At 64.1% G+C, this 18,642-nt stretch carries 15 protein-coding genes; 8 read left to right on the top strand and 7 right to left on the bottom strand.

Annotation, left to right across the window (positions count from 1 at the left end; all coding sequences use genetic code 11):
* Window positions 1–45 precede the first annotated feature (45 nt).
* The 4 genes from NFI08_RS19790 to NFI08_RS19775 are packed head-to-tail and all read left to right on the top strand — an operon-like array spanning window position 46 to window position 4,050.
* Window positions 46–1,062, top strand: coding sequence for an SMP-30/gluconolactonase/LRE family protein (locus tag NFI08_RS19790; protein WP_349591325.1), 1,017 nt, complete (start codon window positions 46–48; stop codon window positions 1,060–1,062).
* 40 nt (window positions 1,063–1,102) lie between these two features.
* A complete protein-coding gene (locus NFI08_RS19785; RefSeq protein WP_349591324.1) occupies window positions 1,103–2,209 on the top strand; it encodes an isocitrate/isopropylmalate dehydrogenase family protein in 1,107 nt (368 codons plus the stop codon).
* Between the two features lie 59 nt (window positions 2,210–2,268).
* Window positions 2,269–3,315: a Gfo/Idh/MocA family protein gene (locus NFI08_RS19780; protein WP_349591323.1), complete on the top strand. Its 1,047-nt coding sequence runs from the start codon at window positions 2,269–2,271 to the stop codon at window positions 3,313–3,315.
* Between the two features lie 12 nt (window positions 3,316–3,327).
* Complete coding sequence (locus NFI08_RS19775; protein ID WP_349591322.1) at window positions 3,328–4,050, top strand: GntR family transcriptional regulator; 723 nt, start codon at window positions 3,328–3,330, stop codon at window positions 4,048–4,050.
* A 49-nt stretch (window positions 4,051–4,099) separates the two neighbouring features.
* On the opposite strand, the gene NFI08_RS19770 is transcribed toward NFI08_RS19775, so the two are convergent.
* Together NFI08_RS19770 and NFI08_RS19765 are read right to left on the bottom strand one after the other, a co-directional pair.
* Window positions 4,100–5,593: a Na+/H+ antiporter NhaC family protein gene (locus tag NFI08_RS19770; RefSeq protein ID WP_045994500.1), complete on the bottom strand. Its 1,494-nt coding sequence runs from the start codon at window positions 5,591–5,593 to the stop codon at window positions 4,100–4,102.
* Window positions 5,594–5,956: 363 nt separating this feature from the next.
* Window positions 5,957–7,333: a glutamine synthetase family protein gene (locus NFI08_RS19765; protein ID WP_349591321.1), complete on the bottom strand. Its 1,377-nt coding sequence runs from the start codon at window positions 7,331–7,333 to the stop codon at window positions 5,957–5,959.
* A 249-nt stretch (window positions 7,334–7,582) separates the two neighbouring features.
* On the opposite strand from NFI08_RS19765, the gene NFI08_RS19760 reads away from it, so the two are divergent.
* The gene (locus tag NFI08_RS19760) at window positions 7,583–8,323 is read left to right on the top strand and encodes a gamma-glutamyl-gamma-aminobutyrate hydrolase family protein (RefSeq protein ID WP_349591320.1); all 741 of its coding nucleotides are present in this window, start codon (window positions 7,583–7,585) and stop codon (window positions 8,321–8,323) included.
* Between the two features lie 374 nt (window positions 8,324–8,697).
* Window positions 8,698–9,039 carry a hypothetical protein gene (locus NFI08_RS19755; RefSeq protein ID WP_349591319.1) on the top strand — a complete coding sequence of 114 codons (342 nt, stop codon included), beginning with the start codon at window positions 8,698–8,700 and terminating at the stop codon, window positions 9,037–9,039.
* Window positions 9,040–9,274: 235 nt separating this feature from the next.
* Here the strand turns inward: NFI08_RS19755 and NFI08_RS19750 are convergent, their stop codons facing one another.
* Window positions 9,275–11,176, bottom strand: a complete 1,902-nt coding sequence (locus NFI08_RS19750; RefSeq protein WP_349591318.1) for a Na+/H+ antiporter NhaC family protein — start codon at window positions 11,174–11,176, stop codon at window positions 9,275–9,277.
* Between the two features lie 319 nt (window positions 11,177–11,495).
* Here NFI08_RS19750 and NFI08_RS19745 point away from each other — a divergent pair, with 319 nt between their 5' ends.
* Both NFI08_RS19745 and NFI08_RS19740 read left to right on the top strand, forming a co-directional pair.
* Window positions 11,496–12,899: an aspartate aminotransferase family protein gene (locus NFI08_RS19745; RefSeq protein WP_349591317.1), complete on the top strand. Its 1,404-nt coding sequence runs from the start codon at window positions 11,496–11,498 to the stop codon at window positions 12,897–12,899.
* On the top strand, window positions 12,896–14,392 hold the full coding sequence (locus NFI08_RS19740; RefSeq protein ID WP_349591316.1) for an aldehyde dehydrogenase: 1,497 nt from the start codon (window positions 12,896–12,898) through the stop codon (window positions 14,390–14,392). The genes NFI08_RS19745 and NFI08_RS19740 overlap by 4 nt, the downstream gene beginning before the upstream one ends.
* Window positions 14,393–14,612: 220 nt before the next feature.
* On the opposite strand, the gene NFI08_RS19735 is transcribed toward NFI08_RS19740, so the two are convergent.
* The 4 genes from NFI08_RS19735 to gatC form a co-directional block, all read right to left on the bottom strand.
* Window positions 14,613–15,164 (bottom strand): cupin domain-containing protein, encoded by a 552-nt coding sequence (locus NFI08_RS19735; RefSeq protein WP_045993048.1) that lies wholly within the window; start codon window positions 15,162–15,164, stop codon window positions 14,613–14,615.
* A 73-nt stretch (window positions 15,165–15,237) separates the two neighbouring features.
* Window positions 15,238–16,692 (bottom strand): Asp-tRNA(Asn)/Glu-tRNA(Gln) amidotransferase subunit GatB, encoded by a 1,455-nt coding sequence (gene gatB, locus NFI08_RS19730; protein ID WP_349591315.1) that lies wholly within the window; start codon window positions 16,690–16,692, stop codon window positions 15,238–15,240.
* A complete protein-coding gene (gatA, locus tag NFI08_RS19725; protein WP_349591314.1) occupies window positions 16,692–18,152 on the bottom strand; it encodes an Asp-tRNA(Asn)/Glu-tRNA(Gln) amidotransferase subunit GatA in 1,461 nt (486 codons plus the stop codon). Before gatA ends, gatB begins: the two co-directional genes overlap by 1 nt.
* Before the next feature lie 54 nt (window positions 18,153–18,206).
* Window positions 18,207–18,494, bottom strand: a complete 288-nt coding sequence (gene gatC, locus NFI08_RS19720; protein WP_045993051.1) for an Asp-tRNA(Asn)/Glu-tRNA(Gln) amidotransferase subunit GatC — start codon at window positions 18,492–18,494, stop codon at window positions 18,207–18,209.
* Window positions 18,495–18,642 lie beyond the last annotated feature (148 nt).

The raw sequence follows: 18,642 nt of genomic DNA, 5'->3' as shown, positions 1-18,642 counted from the left end.
AAAGCTGACCAACGCAAGAACAGAACAACGAGACCCAGGAACAACATGATCGAACTCGAAGCGCTGGACTATAGCGGTGGCGACTTGAGTCGGCCCGAGTGCGTGCTGACACATTCGAGTGGCCTGCTGATGACCGCAGACTGGACCGACAGCGGTGGCGTGGCGATCTTCCGTCATGCAGATCGCACGCCGGCCCTTCGCATCCTGTCGAACCAGCAGGGCTTCCAGCTTCGTCCCAACGGTATTGCTCTGGAAGACGACGGCGGTGTGATCGCGACCCATCTGGGCGAAGACCAGGGGGGCGTCTTCCGGCTGCATGTCGATGGCGTCCTGGAGCCATTGGTGACCGAGATCGACGGTGTCGCCCTGCCTCCCACCAACTTCGTTCATCGAGACGGCGCCGGCCGCCTCTGGATCACCGTCAGTACCCGTCAGCAGCCCCGCGCCAAGGGATACAGCGCGGCGGTGGCCGACGGTTTTATTGCTCTGGCCAACGCCGATGGCAGTGACGCCAGAATCGTCGCCGATGGCCTGGGTTACACCAACGAGTGCGCCTTGCACCCCGATGGGCAGTGGCTCTACGTCAATGAAACCTTTGCCCGCCGGCTGAGCCGTTTTTCCGTGGAGGAAAAGGGACGACTCGGCGAGCGCCAGACCGTCTGTGAGTTCGGCCCTGGCACCTTCCCCGATGGGGTGACCTTCGATGTCGAAGGCGGGGCCTGGATCACCAGTATCGTCAGCAACCGTGTCATCCGGGTCTCGCCGACCGGGGAGCAGAGTGTCGTGCTGGAAGACAGCGACGAGGCCTATCTCGAGCAAGTGGAGGAGGCGTTTGACGCCGGTCGGATGGGGCGCCCTCACCTGGATGGCGTCGTCAGTCGTCGACTCGGTCACGTATCGAGCCTGGCATTTGGCGGCAGTGACCTCGATCGGGCTTACCTTGGCTGCCTGCTGGGGGACCGCCTTGCCTCGTTTCAGGCGCCAGTGCGCGGCGTGGCGCCGATACATTGGCGTGCTCCCTTGACCCGATTGCGTTCGGCACTCGCCGGCGCCGATGCCTGACTTCTTCAAGTAACAACCAACAATAGCGAGAGGCTGTCAAATGACCAACAAGACCCACTTTTCCATCGCTGTCTTTCCCGGTGACGGCATTGGCCAGGAAATCATGAAGCCGTGCGTCACGCTGCTGGAGGCAGCCATGGCGCGGGTCGGGGGCGTATCGGCGAGCTTCGAGGAGCTGCCTGCCGGTGCCGCCCACTTCAGGGATACGGGGGAGTCGCTTCCCGAGGCCTCGTTGAAGCGTGCCGATGAAGCCGATGCGATCCTGCTGGGTGCCATGGGGCTGCCGGACGTTCGCTATCCGGATGGCACCGAGATCTCGCCACAGATCGACTTCCGCTTCCGTTTCGGCCTGTACGCCGGGGTCAGGCCGGTGCGCACCATCGCCGGGCTTCAGCCGATGCTCAATAACCCCAGCGCCCACGAACTCGATTTCGTGATCGTGCGCGAGTCCACCGAGGGCCTGTTTGCGTCTCACGGCAGGGGCGAGATCAAGGGCGACGAGGAAGCGCGCGATACCCTGGTCATCACCCGGGATGTGAGTCAGCGACTGTTCGACTTCACCCTGGCGCTGGGACAAAGCCGCCAGGCCCAGGGGGGGATGGGCAGGGTGACCTGTGTCGACAAGGCCAATGTGTTCAAGTCATTTGCCTTCTTCCGCAAGATCTTCGACGAGAGGGCCAAGGCGCATCCGCAGCTCGACTGCGACCACATGTACGTGGACGCGGCGGCGCTCAACATGGTCACCAGGCCCTGGGATCTCGACGTGATGGTCACCGAGAACATGTTCGGCGACATACTGTCCGACCTGGGCGCCGGTCTGATCGGTGGCATGGGTTACGCGCCTTCCGCGGACATCGGCGATGATCACGCGGTCTTTCAGCCATGCCATGGCAGTGCGCCGGATATCGCTGGCAAGGGCCTCGCCAATCCAACGGCCATGGTGCTGTCCGGTGTGATGATGCTGGAGTGGCTGGGAGAGAAGCACGACTGTGAACCGGCGCTGAAGGCAGGCAAGTTGCTGCGAGAAGCCGTGGACGCTGCCTTTGCCACTGGCACCCTGGTGACCTGTGAGCTGGGTGGGGATGCCGGTACGACCGCTGTGTTCGAGGCGGTCATGGCCCAGCTGGTCGAGCTTCCGACCCAGTAGCTTTTGATGGTTGGGTGGTGCGCCGCTCACAATGGCAGGTCGCAGGAGGTAGGTTGTTGATGGAAAAGCTAAGGGTGGCGGCGGTTGGCGCCGGATACTTCAGCCAGTTTCAATATGATGCCTGGTCACGCATCCCCGAGGTTCAGGTGGTGGGCGTGTGTGATCAGGACACCTCTCGTGCTCGGGAGGTGGCCAAGCGTCATGGGGGCTGGGAGGTCTACTCGGATGTCCTGGCGATGCTGGAGGAAGCGCGCGCCGACGTGCTGGATATCATCACGCCGCCCTCTTCACACCTGGCCTTGATCCGCCTGGCGGCGGAGCGCGGGGTGAACGTGATCTGCCAGAAGCCGTTCTGCAAAAGCCTGGAGGAGGCGCGCCAAGCCGCCGCCCTGGCCGAGCAAAGCGGGATCGAACTGATCGTTCATGAAAACGTCCGGTTTCAGCCCTGGTACGAAGAGATCCAGCGGCAGATCGCCGCGGGCAGGCTGGGGCAGATCTATCAGGCGACGTTCCGGCTGCGCCCTGGAGATGGACAGGGGCCGCAGGCCTATCTGGAGAGGCAGCCGTACTTTCAGAAGATGGAGCGGTTTCTGATCCACGAGACCGGGATACATTGGATCGACACCTTTCGCTATCTCTTCGGCGAGGTGTCCGCTGTCTATGCCGAACTGAGGCGCCTCAACCCGGCTATCGCCGGTGAGGATGCGGGGCATGTCATCATGGAGTGTGCCGGTGGCGTTCGCGCCGTTCTGGATGGCAACCGCCTGTCCGATCACTGCGCCGAAAACCAGCGGCTGACCATGGGCGAAATGACCATCGAAGGAAGCGAGGGTGTGCTGGTGCTGAGAGGCGATGGCACCCTGGGTTACAGAAGGCACGGGGAGAATCTGTGGCAGGATATCGACTATGAGTGGGTGGATCACGGTTTTGGCGGGGACTGCGTCTATCGGTTCAGCCGCCATGTGGTGGATGGCCTGATGGGGCGGTCGAGGTTGGCAAATACCGCGTCTGACTATCTCGCCAACATGAACATCGAAGAGGCTGTCTACACCTCTGCCAGAGAAGGCAGGCGGCTTCGTGTGTCCAGTGACGTCTGTGGAAGCTGAGGATTTGCAGCGATGAACTCAAGAGACACGTCTTCTCGATCCATGCCGGCGAGCAGGGGCGAGGGGCCTCCGGGGGACAAGCTGTCGCTGCCGGAAAAGGCGTACTACGAGATAAAGCGTCGGATACTCGACAACGAGTTTTCCTCGGGATCCTTCCGCCTCGAGAAGGAGTTGGCGGAACTGCTCGACATGAGCCGGACGCCCGTTCGAGAGGCAATGATTCGGCTGGCCAATGAAGGGCTGGTGGAAATCAGGCCGCGCCACGGAATGCGAGTGTTGCCGGTATCGGCCGAGGATATGGTCGAGATATACGATGTGTTGACGGCGCTCGAGACCCAGGCGGTCGAGTTGCTGGCACGACGTGGATTATCCGACCAAGAGCTCGGCCAGTTGATGGATTCTGTGGATGAGATGGACGACGCCCTGGCCGATGACGACCTGACCCGCTGGGCAGCGGCGGACGAGCGATTCCATCTGCTGCTGGTGGAGTTGTGCGGCAATCGCCGCATCGCCACCATCGTCAACACCTATTGGGATCAGTCCCACCGTGTGCGCATGTTGACCCTGGGACTACGGCCACGGCCGACGTCATCGAACAACGACCATCGGGCCGTTGTCCAGGCCATTCAGAATGGTGACGTCATCGCCGCCAGGGACCACCACCGGGAGCACCGGGTAAATAGCGGCAGGATGCTGGTGGAGCTACTCGACAAGTACGGTCTTTCTTCGATCTAGGCGTGTGTCGCGATACGAAAACCGGGAGCGCATTGCGCTCCCGGTTTCGTTACACCAGCGCGTAGCCCAGCGCCACGAAGCCGAGGCTGGTGACGGTTGCCCCGATCAGGGTGTAGGGCAGTTGGGTCAGGGCGTGCTGCATCGGCAGGACGCCGCTGCCCTGGGATGACAGTACCGAGGAGTCCGAGAAGAAGCAGGCGTGGCTGCCGAAGCTCGAGGCCGACAGCAGGGCGCCCACCACCAGCGGCATCGACACCTCCATATGGGCGGCCATCGGGATCACGATGGGGATCGAGATCACGAACACGCCCCAGGACGATCCGGTGGCGAACACCACCACCGCCATGGAGATGAAGACGATGGCCGGCAGCAGCGCCGGGGTGATGTAGGGCGCCAGGGCGTCGATCATGAACTGGGTCATGCCGAGCTGGTCGTTGACCTCCTTGAGCACGAAGCCAACGGCGACGATGGCCAGCGGCAGCATCATGGTGCGAAAGCCGTCCATGATCGAGTCCATCAGGCTCGAGAAGGTGGACAGGCGCTGCACCAGGAACAGCACGATGGTGAACAGGGTGGCGGCGATTACGCCCTTGAGCAGGTCGATCTCGAAGTAGGCGCTGGCGCCGATCAGCACCGCCATCGGGGCGACGAAGTTGAACAGGCCAAGCCAGGGGTTGCCACGCGGGGTGTCGTCGCCAAGCGGCTCATCCGGGGCGCCGTCGGGAATCGTCTGACCGGCGCGGGCGCGGGCCTCGGCGGTCTTCATCGGGCCAAGGTCAGGCACGATGCTCATGGCCACCAGAAAGACCAGGCCCATGGCGACCCAGCCATACAGCATGTAGGGAATCGACTGGATGTACAGCCACATGCCGGGGCCATCGGTGGCGCCGTTGGTTTCCAGCAGTTCGGCAAAGTACACCGCCCAGGTCGAGATCGGCACCAGGACGCAGATCGGGGCGGCGGTGGAGTCGACGATATAGGCAAGCTTTTCCCGCGATACGCCGAAACGGTCGGTCAACCGCTTCATCGCCGCCGAGGTCGCCAGCGCATTGAGGTAGTCGTCGATGAAGATCAGGAGTCCCAGTACCGCAGTGCACAGCAGTGACTGACGGCGGGTCTTGACCAGGCGGCTCATGAAGTGGCTGAAGCTCAGGGTACAGCCGGACTTCTCGAGCATGGCGATAAAGCCACCCATCAGGCCGCATACCAGGATCAGCCAGGCGATGGTCTCGTTCATCATGACCGACAGCGAGACGTCGGCCAGGGCACCGATATAGTCGCTCGGCTCGATCAGGATAAGTCCGGACAGCGCGCCGATGGCCAGGGCCTCCAGGGTCCTGTGGGTGGCAATCGCCACCACCAGCACGATCAGCGAAGGCACCAGGCTGATCCAGCCGAAGGGGGTGCCGGCTTCGTGGTGGACGGTCAGGCCGGCCACCAGGGCAATAAGTCCTGCGACCATGGCAAAGGTGCGACCCTTGCCCTTCTGGCTGGGCTTGCCGGGGGCGAAGGGATGGGTGGACGGTGCGTTGGTCTGGGTCATGGCGTCACCTCCAGTGCGAGGCCTGGATCGATGACAAGGGGCGTTGTGGTTGTCATGAGAGGGTACCCGTGATTGCTGTGAGTTATATCGGGTGTGGCTCAGGGCGTGTCTGAAAAGTGCCTGCGCTCGGTAATACGGCGTTAAAAACCGGATCAACATGCTCATTTACTGCTAGTAAACTGCGCTGTCTCACCGATTTTTGCCTTGTCTAACCTTCGCTCGCCGACTTTTCGGACGGGGCCCAGTGGTCTTGCGGTCTTGCGGTCTTGCGGTCTTGCGGTCTTGCGTTCGTGCCGGGCGAGCGCACAGGGCGTCCCTGCCCGGTACGGGAGTCCGGGGCGATAGCGTCGTGATTTCCCGCGCTCAGACGTGGCGCAGGTACCAGTCGTACTCCAGGCGACTGACGCTTTGCATGGCCAGTTCGCGCTCGGCGCGACGGTTGGCCAGAAACACCTTGAGAAACGCCTGGCCGAAGGCTTCCCCGAGTGGTTCGCTGTGCTCCAGCAGGTCGAGGGCCTTTGACCAGCTGTTGGTCAGGGTGGGCTCGTACTGGCGGTAGGCGTTACCAGTGACGGGCTCCCCCGGCGAGGCAGCGGTTTCCAGACCGTGACAGACCGAGGCCAGCAGGGTGGCCAGCAGCAGATAGGGGTTGGCATCGGCTCCGGCTACTCGATGTTCTACCCGGCGGGCGGCGTTGGCTCCAGAGGGGATTCTCAGTGCCACCGAGCGGTTATCGTAGCCCCAGGTCGGCGTCATCGGCACATAGAGGCCGGGCTGGAAACGTCGGAAGGAGTTCAGATTGGGCGCAAACAGCGCCATCGAAGCAGGCATCAGCTCCATCAGGCCACCGATGGCATGACGCAAGGCAGGGGTCCCCAGCGGGTCACCATCGCTGTCGGCGAAGACATTGTCGCCGCTTTCGTCGATCAGGCTCATGTGGACGTGCATGCCGTTGCCGGCCTCGCCGCCGTACAGCTTGGCCATGAAGGTGGCCTCGAAGCCGTGGCGCAGTGCCACGCCCTTGATCAGGCGCTTGAGCAGCACCGCGCTGTCGCAGGCCTTCATCACGTCATCGCCGTGGATCAGGTTGATCTCGAACTGCCCCGGGGCGCACTCCTTGAGCGCGGTGTCCAGCGGCAGTTGCTGTAGCTGGGCGGCGGCGTGCACCTCCTCGAGGAAGTCGGCGTACTCGTCGAGTTCGTTGATCGAATATAGCTGGCTATCGCTCGCCCGCTCGCCGCTGGCCGGGGAACGGCAGGGCTGGGCCATACCCATCTCGTCGCGTTGGCGATCGACCAGATAGAATTCGAGCTCCAGCGCGACCACCGCCTTGAGGCCGCGCTCGGCCAGTCGCTCGACCTGGCGCGCCAGCACGTTGCGGGGATCGGCGAAGAAGGGGCCGTCCTGGTCATCGCGCATGTTCATCAGCAGTTGCGCCTGGCGTCCCTTGCGCTGCCAGGGCGTGACCATCAGGGTGCCGGGAATGGGGCGGCAGACCTGATCGCGATCGCCGATGTCGAGCCCCAGCCCGGTTTCCTCGACGGTATTGCCGGTGATGTCGAGGGCGAACACCGAGCCGGGGAGCTGGATGCCGCTTACGTAGGCCTTTTCGAGGTTGTCACGGGGGATGCGCTTGCCGCGCAGCACTCCGTTCATGTCGCTGATCAGCAGGTCTACGCTGTCGACCTCGGGATGTCGGGCCAGAAAGTCGCGAGCTTCGTCGACGCTGGGGGTGCCCATGCTGTCACCTTTTGTTGGTTCGTTGTGATGTGGCTAGTGTTTCGCTGACCGGGCCATGGTGTCAAATTATTTACGCGTAGAGGTGAGGGGCATGTCGAGGAGTCGAGCGGTCTTTAGTTTTATAAAAGGCAATAAAAACAAATTGTTGTTAGTCTTTCTGTCAAGATTTTCCGCGTCGGGCTTGGCAAGAAAATCCGACCAAGGTATGTTGAGGAAACCATAACAACGGATAGAGCTGCGAGGAGTTCGATGAACAATCGTCCGCTGGTTGGCGTCATCGCCTGCCGTCGAGAGGTCGAGGGTCACCCGGCCCACATGGTGACCGACAAGTATCTGCGCGCCCTGCGTGACTACGGTCTTGAACCGATCATGCTGCCGGTGTGGCAAGGGCAGGGTCAGGAAGATGCCCGGGCGCTGCTGGCGCGCCTCGATGGACTGGTGCTGACCGGCAGCTACACCAACGTACTGCCCGAGCGCTACGGTGCTGAACGCGAACCGGAGAATACCCGGGACGACGTGGATCGCGACGCCGCCGCCATGAGCTGGGTGCCGCTGGCGCTGGAGCAGCAATTGCCGCTCCTGGGCATCTGTCGAGGATTTCAGGAGCTCAACGTGGCCTTCGGCGGCAGCCTGCACCAGGCGGTGCAGCGGGTGCCGGGGCGGCTCGATCACCGCGAGCCGGAGGGTAAAAAGGCCGAGCAGTATGCGCCGGTACACGACCTCGAGATTCAGCCAGGCGGCCGTCTGGCCGCGCTTTACCCCGAGGCCAGCGCCCGGGTCAACTCGCTGCATCAGCAGGGTGTCGATCGACTTGGTGAGGGGCTGCGCGTCGAGGCGCTGGCGCCGGACGGGCTGGTGGAGGCCATCTCGGTGGCTGACGCGCCGGGGTTCACCCTGGCGGTGCAGTGGCATCCGGAGTGGGAGCCCCAGTCCCATCCGCTGTATGACGCCATCTTCAAGGGCTTTGCTGCTGCCTGTGCGACGCACTAGGGCTTGTCTGAAAAGTGCCTGCACTCGGTAATACGGCGTTAAAAATCGGATCAAAATGCTCATTTACACCCCGTAAACTGCGCTTTCTCACCGATTTTTGCCTTGTCTAACCTTCGCTCGTCGACTTTTCGGACAGCGCCTAATGTCCTGGGCGTCGGCGTCGTGCCGAGTTGGGCAATGACGTCAGCCAGGCGGTGTGTTTGACGCTGTGTTCTGCCTGCTTCGATGAATACTGTGCCGACTTACCACTGTCGGAGGGGAAAAGCTGTCCGCTGCCTCGACAGGCATAGAGATCCTTCTATGCTCAAACGGTGAGGATCGCCCCTGATGCTCGCAGTTGGATGCCCCCTCTCAAGGAATCGAAGGAGAAGACCATGGTGATCAAGCGTTCGTCTTTGATGCTGGTGCTTGCGGGTTCGCTGCTGTCTCTGAGCGCGGCGACGGCCCTGGCGGAGTCTAGTGCCCAGGATGAGCATCGCCAGGAAATGGAAGAGCAGGCGGCCACTTCTCAGCCCGGTGAAGGCATGATGGATCAGACCAACGAGACCTTGCTGGAAGGGTCCGCCGCGGCTACCGAGAAGCGTCAGGAAATGCTCGAGGGCTCCTCGGACCCGGGCAATGCCGAGGGCAAGATGGATGGCTACAACGCCGAACTGCTCGAAGGCAGTGCGGCCGCCACCGAAAAACGTCAGGAGATGATGAAAGAGCAGGAGTAAGCCTGCGACGGGGTCATCGCCCCAGGCCTCCTGGCGACCCATCACTTAGCAGATGGCAGCGGTGCCGTAGTCACAGGGTCACCACGTCGTGCTGGCACCCTTTGTCAACGTCGTCACAACACCTCAAGTCGTCCCAACGAAAGCGCCGCCCCAGGAGGGCGGCGCTGTCGTTGTGATGGTAGTAATTCGTCACGCTGGACGGAGCGGGCGCTGGCGAGCCAGCGCCCGGAGGCGCTCAGGAGCTGGCGTCGCTGGACGTCGCTACCTTCGTTGCCGCGGTCGCGCGCTGGCCCAGGGTGAACAGCACCGCGGTCAGGGTGGCGACGCCTCCCGCCAGGCCCAGCCACCAGGGCAGGCCGAAACCGGTGCCGAGTGCGCCGAACAGCAGCGCCACGATGCCGACCAGCATGGCGTAGGGTAGCTGCGTCCTGACGTGGTCGATCAGATCACAGCCGCTGGCCATGGCCGCAAGCAGGGTGGTCTCGGCCAGCGGCGAGCAATGATCGCCCCACACCGCGCCGGCCAGTACTCCCGCCACCGAGGCGTACAGCAGCGGCATGCCTTCGGCGGTGCCGGCCATGCCATTGTGCTCGAGTACGGCCCAGGCCAGCGGTACCACCAGCGGCATCATGATGCCCATGACACCCCATGACGAACCGGTGGCGAAGGCGGTGAAGCCGGCCAGGCCAAAGATCACCGCCGGCATCCACTGCGGTGACAGGCTATCGCCCAGCACCGTGACCAGAAAGTCACTGGTGTGCAGGTCCTCGTTCACGCTGGCCAGGGCCCAGGCCATCATCAGGATGGTGATCGGCAGCAGCATCGACTTGACGCCCTCGAACCAGTAGTGGGCGGTTTCGGTCATGCTCATCAGTCGCTGCGCCTGGGTCATGATCACCGCCGTCACGCAGGCCGCCAGCGAACCCCACATCATGGCGCTGAAGGAGTCGCCCTCGCCGAAGATGTCGCGCAGCTGATGGTCGCCGGCGCCGAGGGCAGCGAGACCGGTGGCGTAGATCCCGCCCAGGGTGATCGCCACCAGCACGATCATTGGTATCACCGCGTTCAGCGCCCGGGTGGGAATGCCTTCCTTGGTGGGGATGTCGGCTTCCTCGACGATGGCTTCCCGGCTGCTCATTGCCTGGCGGGCGCCGGGCTCGGACAGTGCCTTGCGCTCGGCGGTGAGCATGGGGCCGAAGTCACGACCGCTCCAGGCCACCAGGAAGACGAAGGCGAGCGCCAGGATCGGGTAGGCGTTGTAGGGAATGGCGTTGACGAACACCGAGTAGGCGGACTCGTTCCAGTCATCGATGGCATCCATCGCCTCGCTGATCAGCCCGACCTGAAAGCCGATCCAGGTGGTCACCAGCATGATCGCGGACACCGGTGCGGCGGTACTGTCCACCAGGTAGGCCAGCTTGGCTCGCGAGATCCTCACGCGGTCGGTGATATGGCGCATGGTGTTGCCGACGATCAGGGCATTGGCGTAGTCGTCGAAGAAGATGGCCAGACCCAAAAGTGCGGTGGAATTCTGCGCCTGGCGTCGTCCACGGATCACTCGCGCGATGCGCTCGGCGATGCCGCGGGTGCCGCCGTTGCGCGAGATGATGCCGACCATGCCGCCGATCAGCAGGCAGAACAACACGATCGACATATGGTCGCTGTCGCTGGCGGCGGACAGCACGTGGACGTTGACCGAGTCACCGAAGGCGCCGAGCAGGGCGCCGGCGTTCATGCCGTGGAGCACCCAGCCGCCGAGCAACAGCCCGGCAAACAGCGCCAGGATGACCTGGCGGAAGGCCAGCGCCAGGGTGATGGCGGTCAGGGCAGGCAGTAGCGAGAGCCAGGCGGGAACAGGGTCGAGTTCGAGGGTGGCGGCGGGGGTGTTGGAGGCGTCGTAAAGCGACAGGGTGCGTGGGCCGTCGGTGACGGTCAGGCTGAGCGTCGCGACCCCGTCTGCGTCGACCTCGAGCGGATGGCGGCGAGTGCCGTCGTCGATGTGCCAGGGGCGGTCGGGATCAAGCCCGCTGGCCTGGACGTCGGTGGCGACCCCTTCGAGCAGGATGTCCGGGCCGCTCAGCTGGGGTGCTGCTTGGACGGTGGAAAGGCTCGCCCACAGCAGCAAGAGCGACAGCAAGAGCAAAGGCGCGCATCGGGTTTTTCGCCGGCCCGTCGGCGAAGGACATGGTGGTTTCATGGTGGCCCCGGTTGTTGTTGGAAGGTGTGGAGAGCGCCGTTTGGCGTCAATGAAAGTTGGTCGTTTGGTCGGTGGTTGTCAATTTTTTTTGTGGCTAAAAATAAAAAATATCGACATTGTACGATGGTAGTAAACCGATAATCAGTTACTTATGGTTTTTTTCTAAGGAAATGCTGCGCTGGGCTTGGCTTTCATGAGAAGGGTGGTTATGTTGAGTAAACCATAACAAAGCAACTCACCAATATCGGGAGACTTGGCCATGACCTCGCCAGGCGCCGCACGGCTCAAAGAGCTCGATCGCGAACACCATCTGCACCCCTTCACCGACTTCAAGGCGCTCGGGGAGGAAGGCAGTCGTATCATCGTTGACGCCGAGGGGGTCTACATCCAGGACGCGGATGGGCATCGCATCCTCGATGGCATGGCGGGGCTCTGGTGCGTCAACCTCGGCTATGGGCGTCAGGAGTTGGTGGACGCCGCCAGCGAGCAGCTCACACAGCTGCCTTACTACAACAATTTCTTCAAGACCACTCATCCACCGGCGGTGGAGCTTGCCGAGACCCTGTGTCGACTGGCACCGGCGCACATGAACCGGGTGTTCTTCACCGGTTCCGGCTCCGAGGCCAACGACACCGTGCTGCGGATGGTGCGTCGCTACTGGGCGCTCAAGGGCCAGCCAGAAAAGCAGTGGATCATCGGTCGCGAAAACGGCTATCACGGCTCCACCGTGGCCGGCATGAGCCTGGGCGGCATGGCGCCGATGCATGAACAGGGTGGTCCCTGTGTGCCGGGTATTACCCACATCCGTCAGCCTTACTGGTTCGGCGAAGGGCGTGATCAGACCCCGGAGGCCTTCGGTCGTGCCTGCGCCGAGGCGCTCGAGGCGCGTATCCAGGAGCTGGGGTCCGACAAGGTCGCGGCCTTTATCGCCGAGCCGGTACAGGGTGCCGGCGGCGCCATCATTCCCCCGGACAGCTACTGGCCGGCGATCAAGGAGGTGCTCGAGCGCCACCAGATTCTGCTGGTGGTCGACGAGGTGATCTGTGGTTTCGGCCGTCTGGGCGAGTGGTTCGGCAGCGTCCACTACGACCTCAAGCCCGACCTGATGCCGATCGCCAAGGGGCTGTCCTCTGGCTACCTGCCGATCGGTGGGGTGCTGGTCGGTGATCGTGTCGCCGACACCCTGATCGACGAGGGCGGCGAGTTCTACCACGGCTTCACCTACTCGGGGCATCCGGTGTGCGCCGCGGTAGCGCTCAAGAACCTTGAGTTGATGCAGGCCGAAGGCGTGGTCGAGCGGGTGCGTGATGATCTGGGGCCTTACCTGGCGACGCGCTGGAAGTCCCTGGAGTCCCACCCTCTGATCGGCGAGGCGCGCTCGCTGGGTCTGATCGGCGCCCTGGAGATCGTCGCCGACAAGGACAGCGGCAAGCGCTTCGACAAGTCGCTGGCGGTGGGCAACCTGTGTCGCGATATCTGCTTCGAGACAGGCCTGGTGATGCGCTCGGTGGGAGACACCATGGTCATTTCACCGCCCCTGGTGATCAGCCACGATGAAATCGACGAACTGGTGCGTCTGGCCCGGGAGGCGCTGGACGAGACGCTGCGCCGGCTGACCGCCCAGGGCGTCGAGATCACCGCCGCCGAGGAGGCTGATGCATGAGTCGTCCCCTCGACAAGGCTGGCTGGCAGGCCCTGGCCGACACCCTGACGGCGCGGCTGGAAACCCGCGCCTATATCGATGATCGCTTCGTCGACGCCGCCAGCGGCGAGACCTTCGAGACCATCAACCCCGCCACGGGGGAAGTACTGGCGCGGGTCGCAAGCTGTGATCAGGCCGATGCCGAGCTGGCGGTTGCCCACGCCCGGCGCGCCTTCGATGGTGGTGAATGGTCGCGCCTGGCGCCGACCCGGCGCAAGCGGGTGCTGCTGCGGCTGGCCGAGCTGATGGAGGCCCACCGCGACGAACTGGCGCTGCTCGATACCCTGGACATGGGCAAGCCGATCACCAGCGCGCTGGGTGACATGGCCGGCGCCATCGGTGCGATGCGTCACCAGGCCGAATCCATCGACAAGCTCTATGGCGAGGTCGCGCCCACCGGCGAAGAGGCGCTCGCGCTGGTGCTGCGCGAGCCGATCGGGGTGGTGGCGTCCATCGTGCCCTGGAACTTCCCGATGATGATGACCGCCTGGAAGATCGCACCGGCCCTGGCCGCCGGCAATAGCGTCATCCTCAAGCCATCGGAGAAGTCGCCACTGTCGGCGCTTCGTCTGGCTGCTCTGGCCCAGGAGGCCGGCCTGCCACGCGGCGTGCTGCAGGTGTTGCCGGGCTATGGTCACACCGTGGGCAAGGCGCTGGCGCTGTCGATGGACGTCGACTGTCTGGCCTTCACCGGCTCCACCGCGGTCGGCAAGCAGCTGATGCAGTACGCCGGGCAGTCCAACCTCAAGCGGGTCTATCTGGAGTGCGGTGGCAAGAGCCCCAATCTGGTGTTCGCCGACTGCAGGAATCTCGCGCAGGTGGCGCACCACGCCGCCGAGGCGATCTTCCATAACCAGGGGGAGGTGTGTATCGCCGGTTCGCGGCTGCTGGTCGAGAACAGTGTGCGCGAGGCCTTTATCGAGCACCTGCTGGCGGCGGCCGAGTCGATGCAGCCGGGGGATCCGCTGGACCCGTCGAGCTTCATGGGGGCGATTGTCGATGCGACCCAGCACCGCCGCATCCTCGACTTCATTCGCCAGGGGCAGGAAGAAGGCGGACGGCTGCGTGCCGGCGGCGAGGCGCTCGACGGGCCGGGGCTGTTCATCCAGCCGACGGTGTTCGACGGTGTCACCGAGGACATGACGATCGGGCGTGAAGAGATCTTTGGCCCGGTGCTGTCGGTGTTCGGCTTCGACAGCGAAGAGCAGGCCATCGCCCTGGCCAACGACTCGGTCTATGGGCTGGCCGCCGGGGTGTGGAGTCAGGACGTCGACCGCATCATGCGGGTCAGTCGTCGTCTGCAGTCGGGCCAGGTGTTCGTCAACAACTGGGCAGGCGGGGATCAGAGCGTGCCCTTCGGCGGGGTCAAACAGTCCGGCAATGGCCGCGACAAGTCGCACCACTCGCTGGCCGAATACACCGAACTCAAGAGCGTCTGGATCGCTTTGAGCTAGACTTCCGGTCCGATGTCATCAACGCGCACTGATGGGAGATGACTCCCTGATTGGCCACGCCTTGCGTGGCCTTTTTTGTGGTTTTCGGGACGGGCCGTGCCTATGAGTCGACGCCGGTGTCCGATCGACGCTGGAAGGCTCGCGTAGGCGTGGTGCAACTGACCAGATGGCAGGAACTGGGCGGGCGCCGCTAAGCCGACGCCACGGTATTCGCCGCTCGCTAGAAGGCTCGCGCTGGGGTGGTGCAGCTGACCAGCCGACAGAGGGTCTCGCTGGGGTTGCGAAAGCGGTGGGGCACGTTGGTGTCGAAGTAGTACGCCTCGCCGGCACCCAGCACCCGGGTCTCGGCACCGATGGTGATCTCGATCTCGCCCTCGAGCACCACCCCGGCTTCCTCGCCCTGGTGGGTGATCATCTCGCGGCCGGTATCGGTACCCGGGGGGTAGGTCTCGATCAGAAACGACAGGGCGCGTGACTCGCGGTTGGCGCCCACCAGCTTGAACACCACGTCGCCGCTGCCCATGTCGGTCAGTTCGTCGGCGCTGTAGAACACCTGGTTCTTGCTCTCCAGATCCATGGTGAAGAAGTCGCCGACGCTCATCGGGATGGCGTCGAGGATCTTTTTCAGCGAGCTGACCGAGGGGCTGACCTTGCCCTGTTCGATCAGCGACAGGCTGGAATGGGTCACCCCGCAGCGCTTGGCCAGCTCGCGCTGGGAGATGTTGCGCAGGTTTCGCAGGGCCCTCAGGCGGGTACCGACATCGTCCGACATCGCGGGTTCCTTGGGTAAAGCCAGTGGAAGCCGGCGATGGCGCTGCCATCGCCGGTGGTCGCCGTAGCGCCCATCAGCACAGGGCGTCGAGCTTTTCCTTGAGCAGGGCGTTGACCTGCTGGGGGTTGGCGGTGCCGCGTGAGGCCTTCATCACCTGGCCGACGAAGTAGCCGATCATCTTGCCGCGCTTGTCGGGCTCGGCGTCACGGTACTGGGCCACCTGGGCGGGGCTGTCGCTGATCACCTGGTCGACCATGGCCTCGATGGCGCCGGTGTCGGTGACCTGCTTCAGGCCCTTGGCCTCGATGATGGCGTCGGCGCTTTCGCCTTCGCCGTTCCACAGCGCCTGGAACACCTGCTTGGCGGCCTTGCCGTTGATGGTCGAGTCGATCACTCGCTTGACCAGGCCGCCGAGCTGCTCGGCGCTGACCGGGCTATCGGAGATGTCCAGTCCGTCACGGTTGAGCGCGCCGGACAGCTCGCCCTGGACCCAGTTGGCGGCCTGCTTGGCGTCGCCACAGATGTCCTTGACCTGCTCGAAGTACTCGGCCATCTCGCGGCTGGCCGACAGCACGCCAGCGTCGTAGGCGGACAGTCCCAGCTCGCTCTGGAAGCGCGCGCGCTTCTCGGCGGGCAGCTCGGGAAGACTCTCGCGCAGGTGCTCGACGTAGGCGCAGTCGAGCACCACCGGAAGCAGGTCGGGGCAGGGGAAGTAGCGATAGTCGTTGGCTTCTTCCTTGGTCCGCATGCTGCGGGTCTCGTCGGCCTCGGGGTCGTAAAGGCGGGTTTCCTGCACCACCTTGCCGCCGTCCTCGATCAGCTCGATCTGACGCTCGACCTCGTAGGCGATGGCGCGCTCGACAAAGCGGAAGGAGTTGACGTTCTTGATCTCGGCACGGGTGCCGAATTCCTGCTGTCCCTTGGGTCTGACCGAGACGTTGACGTCACAGCGCATCGAGCCTTCGGCCATGTTGCCGTCGGAGATGCCGAGATAGGTGACGATGGAGTGGATCGCCTTGAGGTAGGCCGCCGCCTCCTTGGTCGAGCGCATGTCCGGCTCCGAGACGATCTCCAGCAGCGGCGTGCCGGCCCGGTTCAGGTCGATGCCGGTCATGCCGTGGAAGTCCTCGTGCAGCGACTTGCCGGCGTCTTCCTCGAGGTGGGCGTGGTGCACCCGGATGATCTTGTTCTCGCCGTCCTCCAGGCAGATTTCCACTTCGCCGGCGCCGACGATGGGATGGTACATCTGGCTGGTCTGGTAGCCCTTGGGCAGGTCGGCGTAGAAGTAGTTCTTGCGATCGAACACCGATACCTCGGGGATCTCGGCGTGGATGCCGAGGCCGAATTTCAACGCCATCGCCACCGCCTGCTCGTTTAGCACGGGCAGCACGCCGGGCAGGCCCAGGTCAACGGCATTGGCCTGGGTGTTGGGCTCGGCACCGAAGGCGGTGGAGGAGCCGGAAAAGATCTTGGAGCGGGTCGCGAGCTGGACGTGCACCTCGAGACCAATGACGGTTTCCCACTGCATCAGGAGTTCTCCTCGGTCATCTCGGGACGCTTCAAATGCCAGTCGGTGGCCTGCTGGAACTGGTGTGCCACGTTGAGCAGACGGGTCTCGGCGAAGTGGGTGCCGAGGATCTGCAGGCCCACCGGGCGCTTGCCGGCAAAGCCCGCCGGAACGCTGATGCCGGGGATGCCCGCCAGGTTGACGGCGATGGTGTAGATGTCCTGCAGGTACATCGAGACCGGGTCCTTCTGGGCGCCCAGGTCGAAGGCCGGGGTCGGCGCGGCGGGGCCCATCAGCACATCGACCTCTTCGAAGGCATCGAGGAAGTCCTGTCGAATCAGTCGGCGAACCTGCTGGGCCTTCTTGTAGTAGGCGTCGAAGAAGCCTTCGGACAGGGTGTGGGTGCCGATCAGGATGCGTCGCTTGACCTCCTCGCCGAAGCCCTCCGCGCGGGAGCGCTTGTACAGATCGATGAGGTCTTCGGGGTTGTCGCAGCGATGGCCGAAGCGCACGCCGTCGTAGCGCGACAGGTTGGAGGAGGCCTCCGCCGGTGCGATCACGTAGTAGGCCGGGATGGCGTAGGCGGTGTGGGGCAGGCTGACCTCGCGCACGCTGGCGCCGAGCGATTCGTAGACCTTGATCGCTTCGCCGATGGCCTGGTTGACGCCGGCATCGAGGCCGTCGCCGAAGTATTCCTTGGGCAGGCCGATCTTGAGGCCGGACAGCGGCGCGCTGAGCTCCTCGGTGTAGTCAGGAACACCGCGGGCCACGCTGGTGGAGTCGCGCACGTCGTGGCCGGCGATGACGTTGAGCAGGTGGGCGCAGTCTTCGGCGCTGCGGGCCATGGGGCCGCCCTGATCGAGGCTCGAGGCGTAGGCGATCATGCCGTAGCGCGAGACCCGGCCATAGGTCGGCTTGAGCCCGGTGATGCCGCAGAAGGCTGCCGGCTGGCGGATCGAGCCGCCGGTATCGGTACCCAGCGCCGCCGGCACCAGGCCCGCGGCGACAGCGGCGGCGCTGCCGCCGGAGGAGCCGCCGGGGACGGCGTCAAGATCCCAGGGGTTCTTGACCGGGCCATAGAAGCTCGACTCGTTGGAGGAGCCCATGGCGAATTCGTCCATGTTGGTCTTGCCCAGGCTGACCGTGCCGGCGGCCTTGAGCTTTTCCACCACGGTGGCGTCGTAGGGGGCGACGAAGTTGTCGAGCATCTTCGAGCCGCAGCTGGTCTTGACCCCCTGGGTGCAGAAGATGTCCTTGAGTGCCAGCGGCACGCCGGTCAGGCGGCCGGCTTCGCCGCGGGCGCGGGCCCGGTCGGCGGCCTCGGCGGCCTCGAGCGCCTGGTCGGCGGTGACGCTGACGAAGCTGTTGAGTGTGCCGTCGAGGCGGTCGATGCGTCCGAGCAGATCCTGGGTCAGCTCGCGACTGGAGATCTCGCCGGCGTCGAGCGCCTGGCTGATCTCGGTCAGTGTCCTGTCATGCATGGGCCTGGCTCCCTGTATGCGTGAATCCAATGTCGAGAAGGGTGGGGCGCGGGGTCACTCGACGACCCGCGGCACCAGGTACAGGCCATTCTCGACCTGGGGAGCGCAGCGCTGGAAGTGCTCGCGCTGGTCGTTCTCGGTGACCTCGTCGGCGCGCAGGCGCTGGGTGGCATCGAGGGGGTGAGCCAGCGGGGCGACGCCTTCGGTGTCGAGCGCCTGGAGCTGATCGACCATCTCCAGGATCCGGCCGAGATCGTCGTGATAGTGGGCTGCGTCATTCTCAGAAAGGTCGATCCGGGCCAGGTGAGCGGCACGGAGGACCTCGGCGTGTTCAAGCGCCATGATCAATTCCTCGACGGAAGGGGTCCATGAAATGACCGCAGAAGGTACCACATTCGCGCGTCGTCGGGCAGGTCTTGCCGGTCAAGGGAGACGCGCATCACGCTTGCCGCTAGGGGGGGTCAGTGATACCGTTTGCGTCCGCACAGGG

The sequence above is a fragment of the Halomonas sp. EF61 genome, assembly GCF_040147045.1.
Classification (GTDB): Bacteria; Pseudomonadota; Gammaproteobacteria; order Pseudomonadales; family Halomonadaceae; genus Halomonas; species Halomonas litopenaei.
The sequence above is the reverse complement of the archived record's forward strand: the minus strand, read 5'-3'. Positions and strand labels throughout refer to the sequence as shown.

Coding starts and splice junctions, on each gene's coding strand:
- NFI08_RS19770 (WP_045994500.1), bottom strand. CDS start 5,593: ATGACCCAGACCAACGCACCGTCCACCCATCCCTTCGCCCCCGGCAAG.
- NFI08_RS19790 (WP_349591325.1), top strand. CDS start 46: ATGATCGAACTCGAAGCGCTGGACTATAGCGGTGGCGACTTGAGTCGG.
- NFI08_RS19755 (WP_349591319.1), top strand. CDS start 8,698: ATGGTGATCAAGCGTTCGTCTTTGATGCTGGTGCTTGCGGGTTCGCTG.
- NFI08_RS19775 (WP_349591322.1), top strand. CDS start 3,328: ATGAACTCAAGAGACACGTCTTCTCGATCCATGCCGGCGAGCAGGGGC.
- gatB (WP_349591315.1), bottom strand. CDS start 16,692: ATGCAGTGGGAAACCGTCATTGGTCTCGAGGTGCACGTCCAGCTCGCG.
- NFI08_RS19735 (WP_045993048.1), bottom strand. CDS start 15,164: ATGTCGGACGATGTCGGTACCCGCCTGAGGGCCCTGCGAAACCTGCGC.
- gatA (WP_349591314.1), bottom strand. CDS start 18,152: ATGCATGACAGGACACTGACCGAGATCAGCCAGGCGCTCGACGCCGGC.
- NFI08_RS19760 (WP_349591320.1), top strand. CDS start 7,583: ATGAACAATCGTCCGCTGGTTGGCGTCATCGCCTGCCGTCGAGAGGTC.
- NFI08_RS19785 (WP_349591324.1), top strand. CDS start 1,103: ATGACCAACAAGACCCACTTTTCCATCGCTGTCTTTCCCGGTGACGGC.
- gatC (WP_045993051.1), bottom strand. CDS start 18,494: ATGGCGCTTGAACACGCCGAGGTCCTCCGTGCCGCTCACCTGGCCCGG.
- NFI08_RS19780 (WP_349591323.1), top strand. CDS start 2,269: ATGGAAAAGCTAAGGGTGGCGGCGGTTGGCGCCGGATACTTCAGCCAG.
- NFI08_RS19740 (WP_349591316.1), top strand. CDS start 12,896: ATGAGTCGTCCCCTCGACAAGGCTGGCTGGCAGGCCCTGGCCGACACC.
- NFI08_RS19745 (WP_349591317.1), top strand. CDS start 11,496: ATGACCTCGCCAGGCGCCGCACGGCTCAAAGAGCTCGATCGCGAACAC.
- NFI08_RS19765 (WP_349591321.1), bottom strand. CDS start 7,333: ATGGGCACCCCCAGCGTCGACGAAGCTCGCGACTTTCTGGCCCGACAT.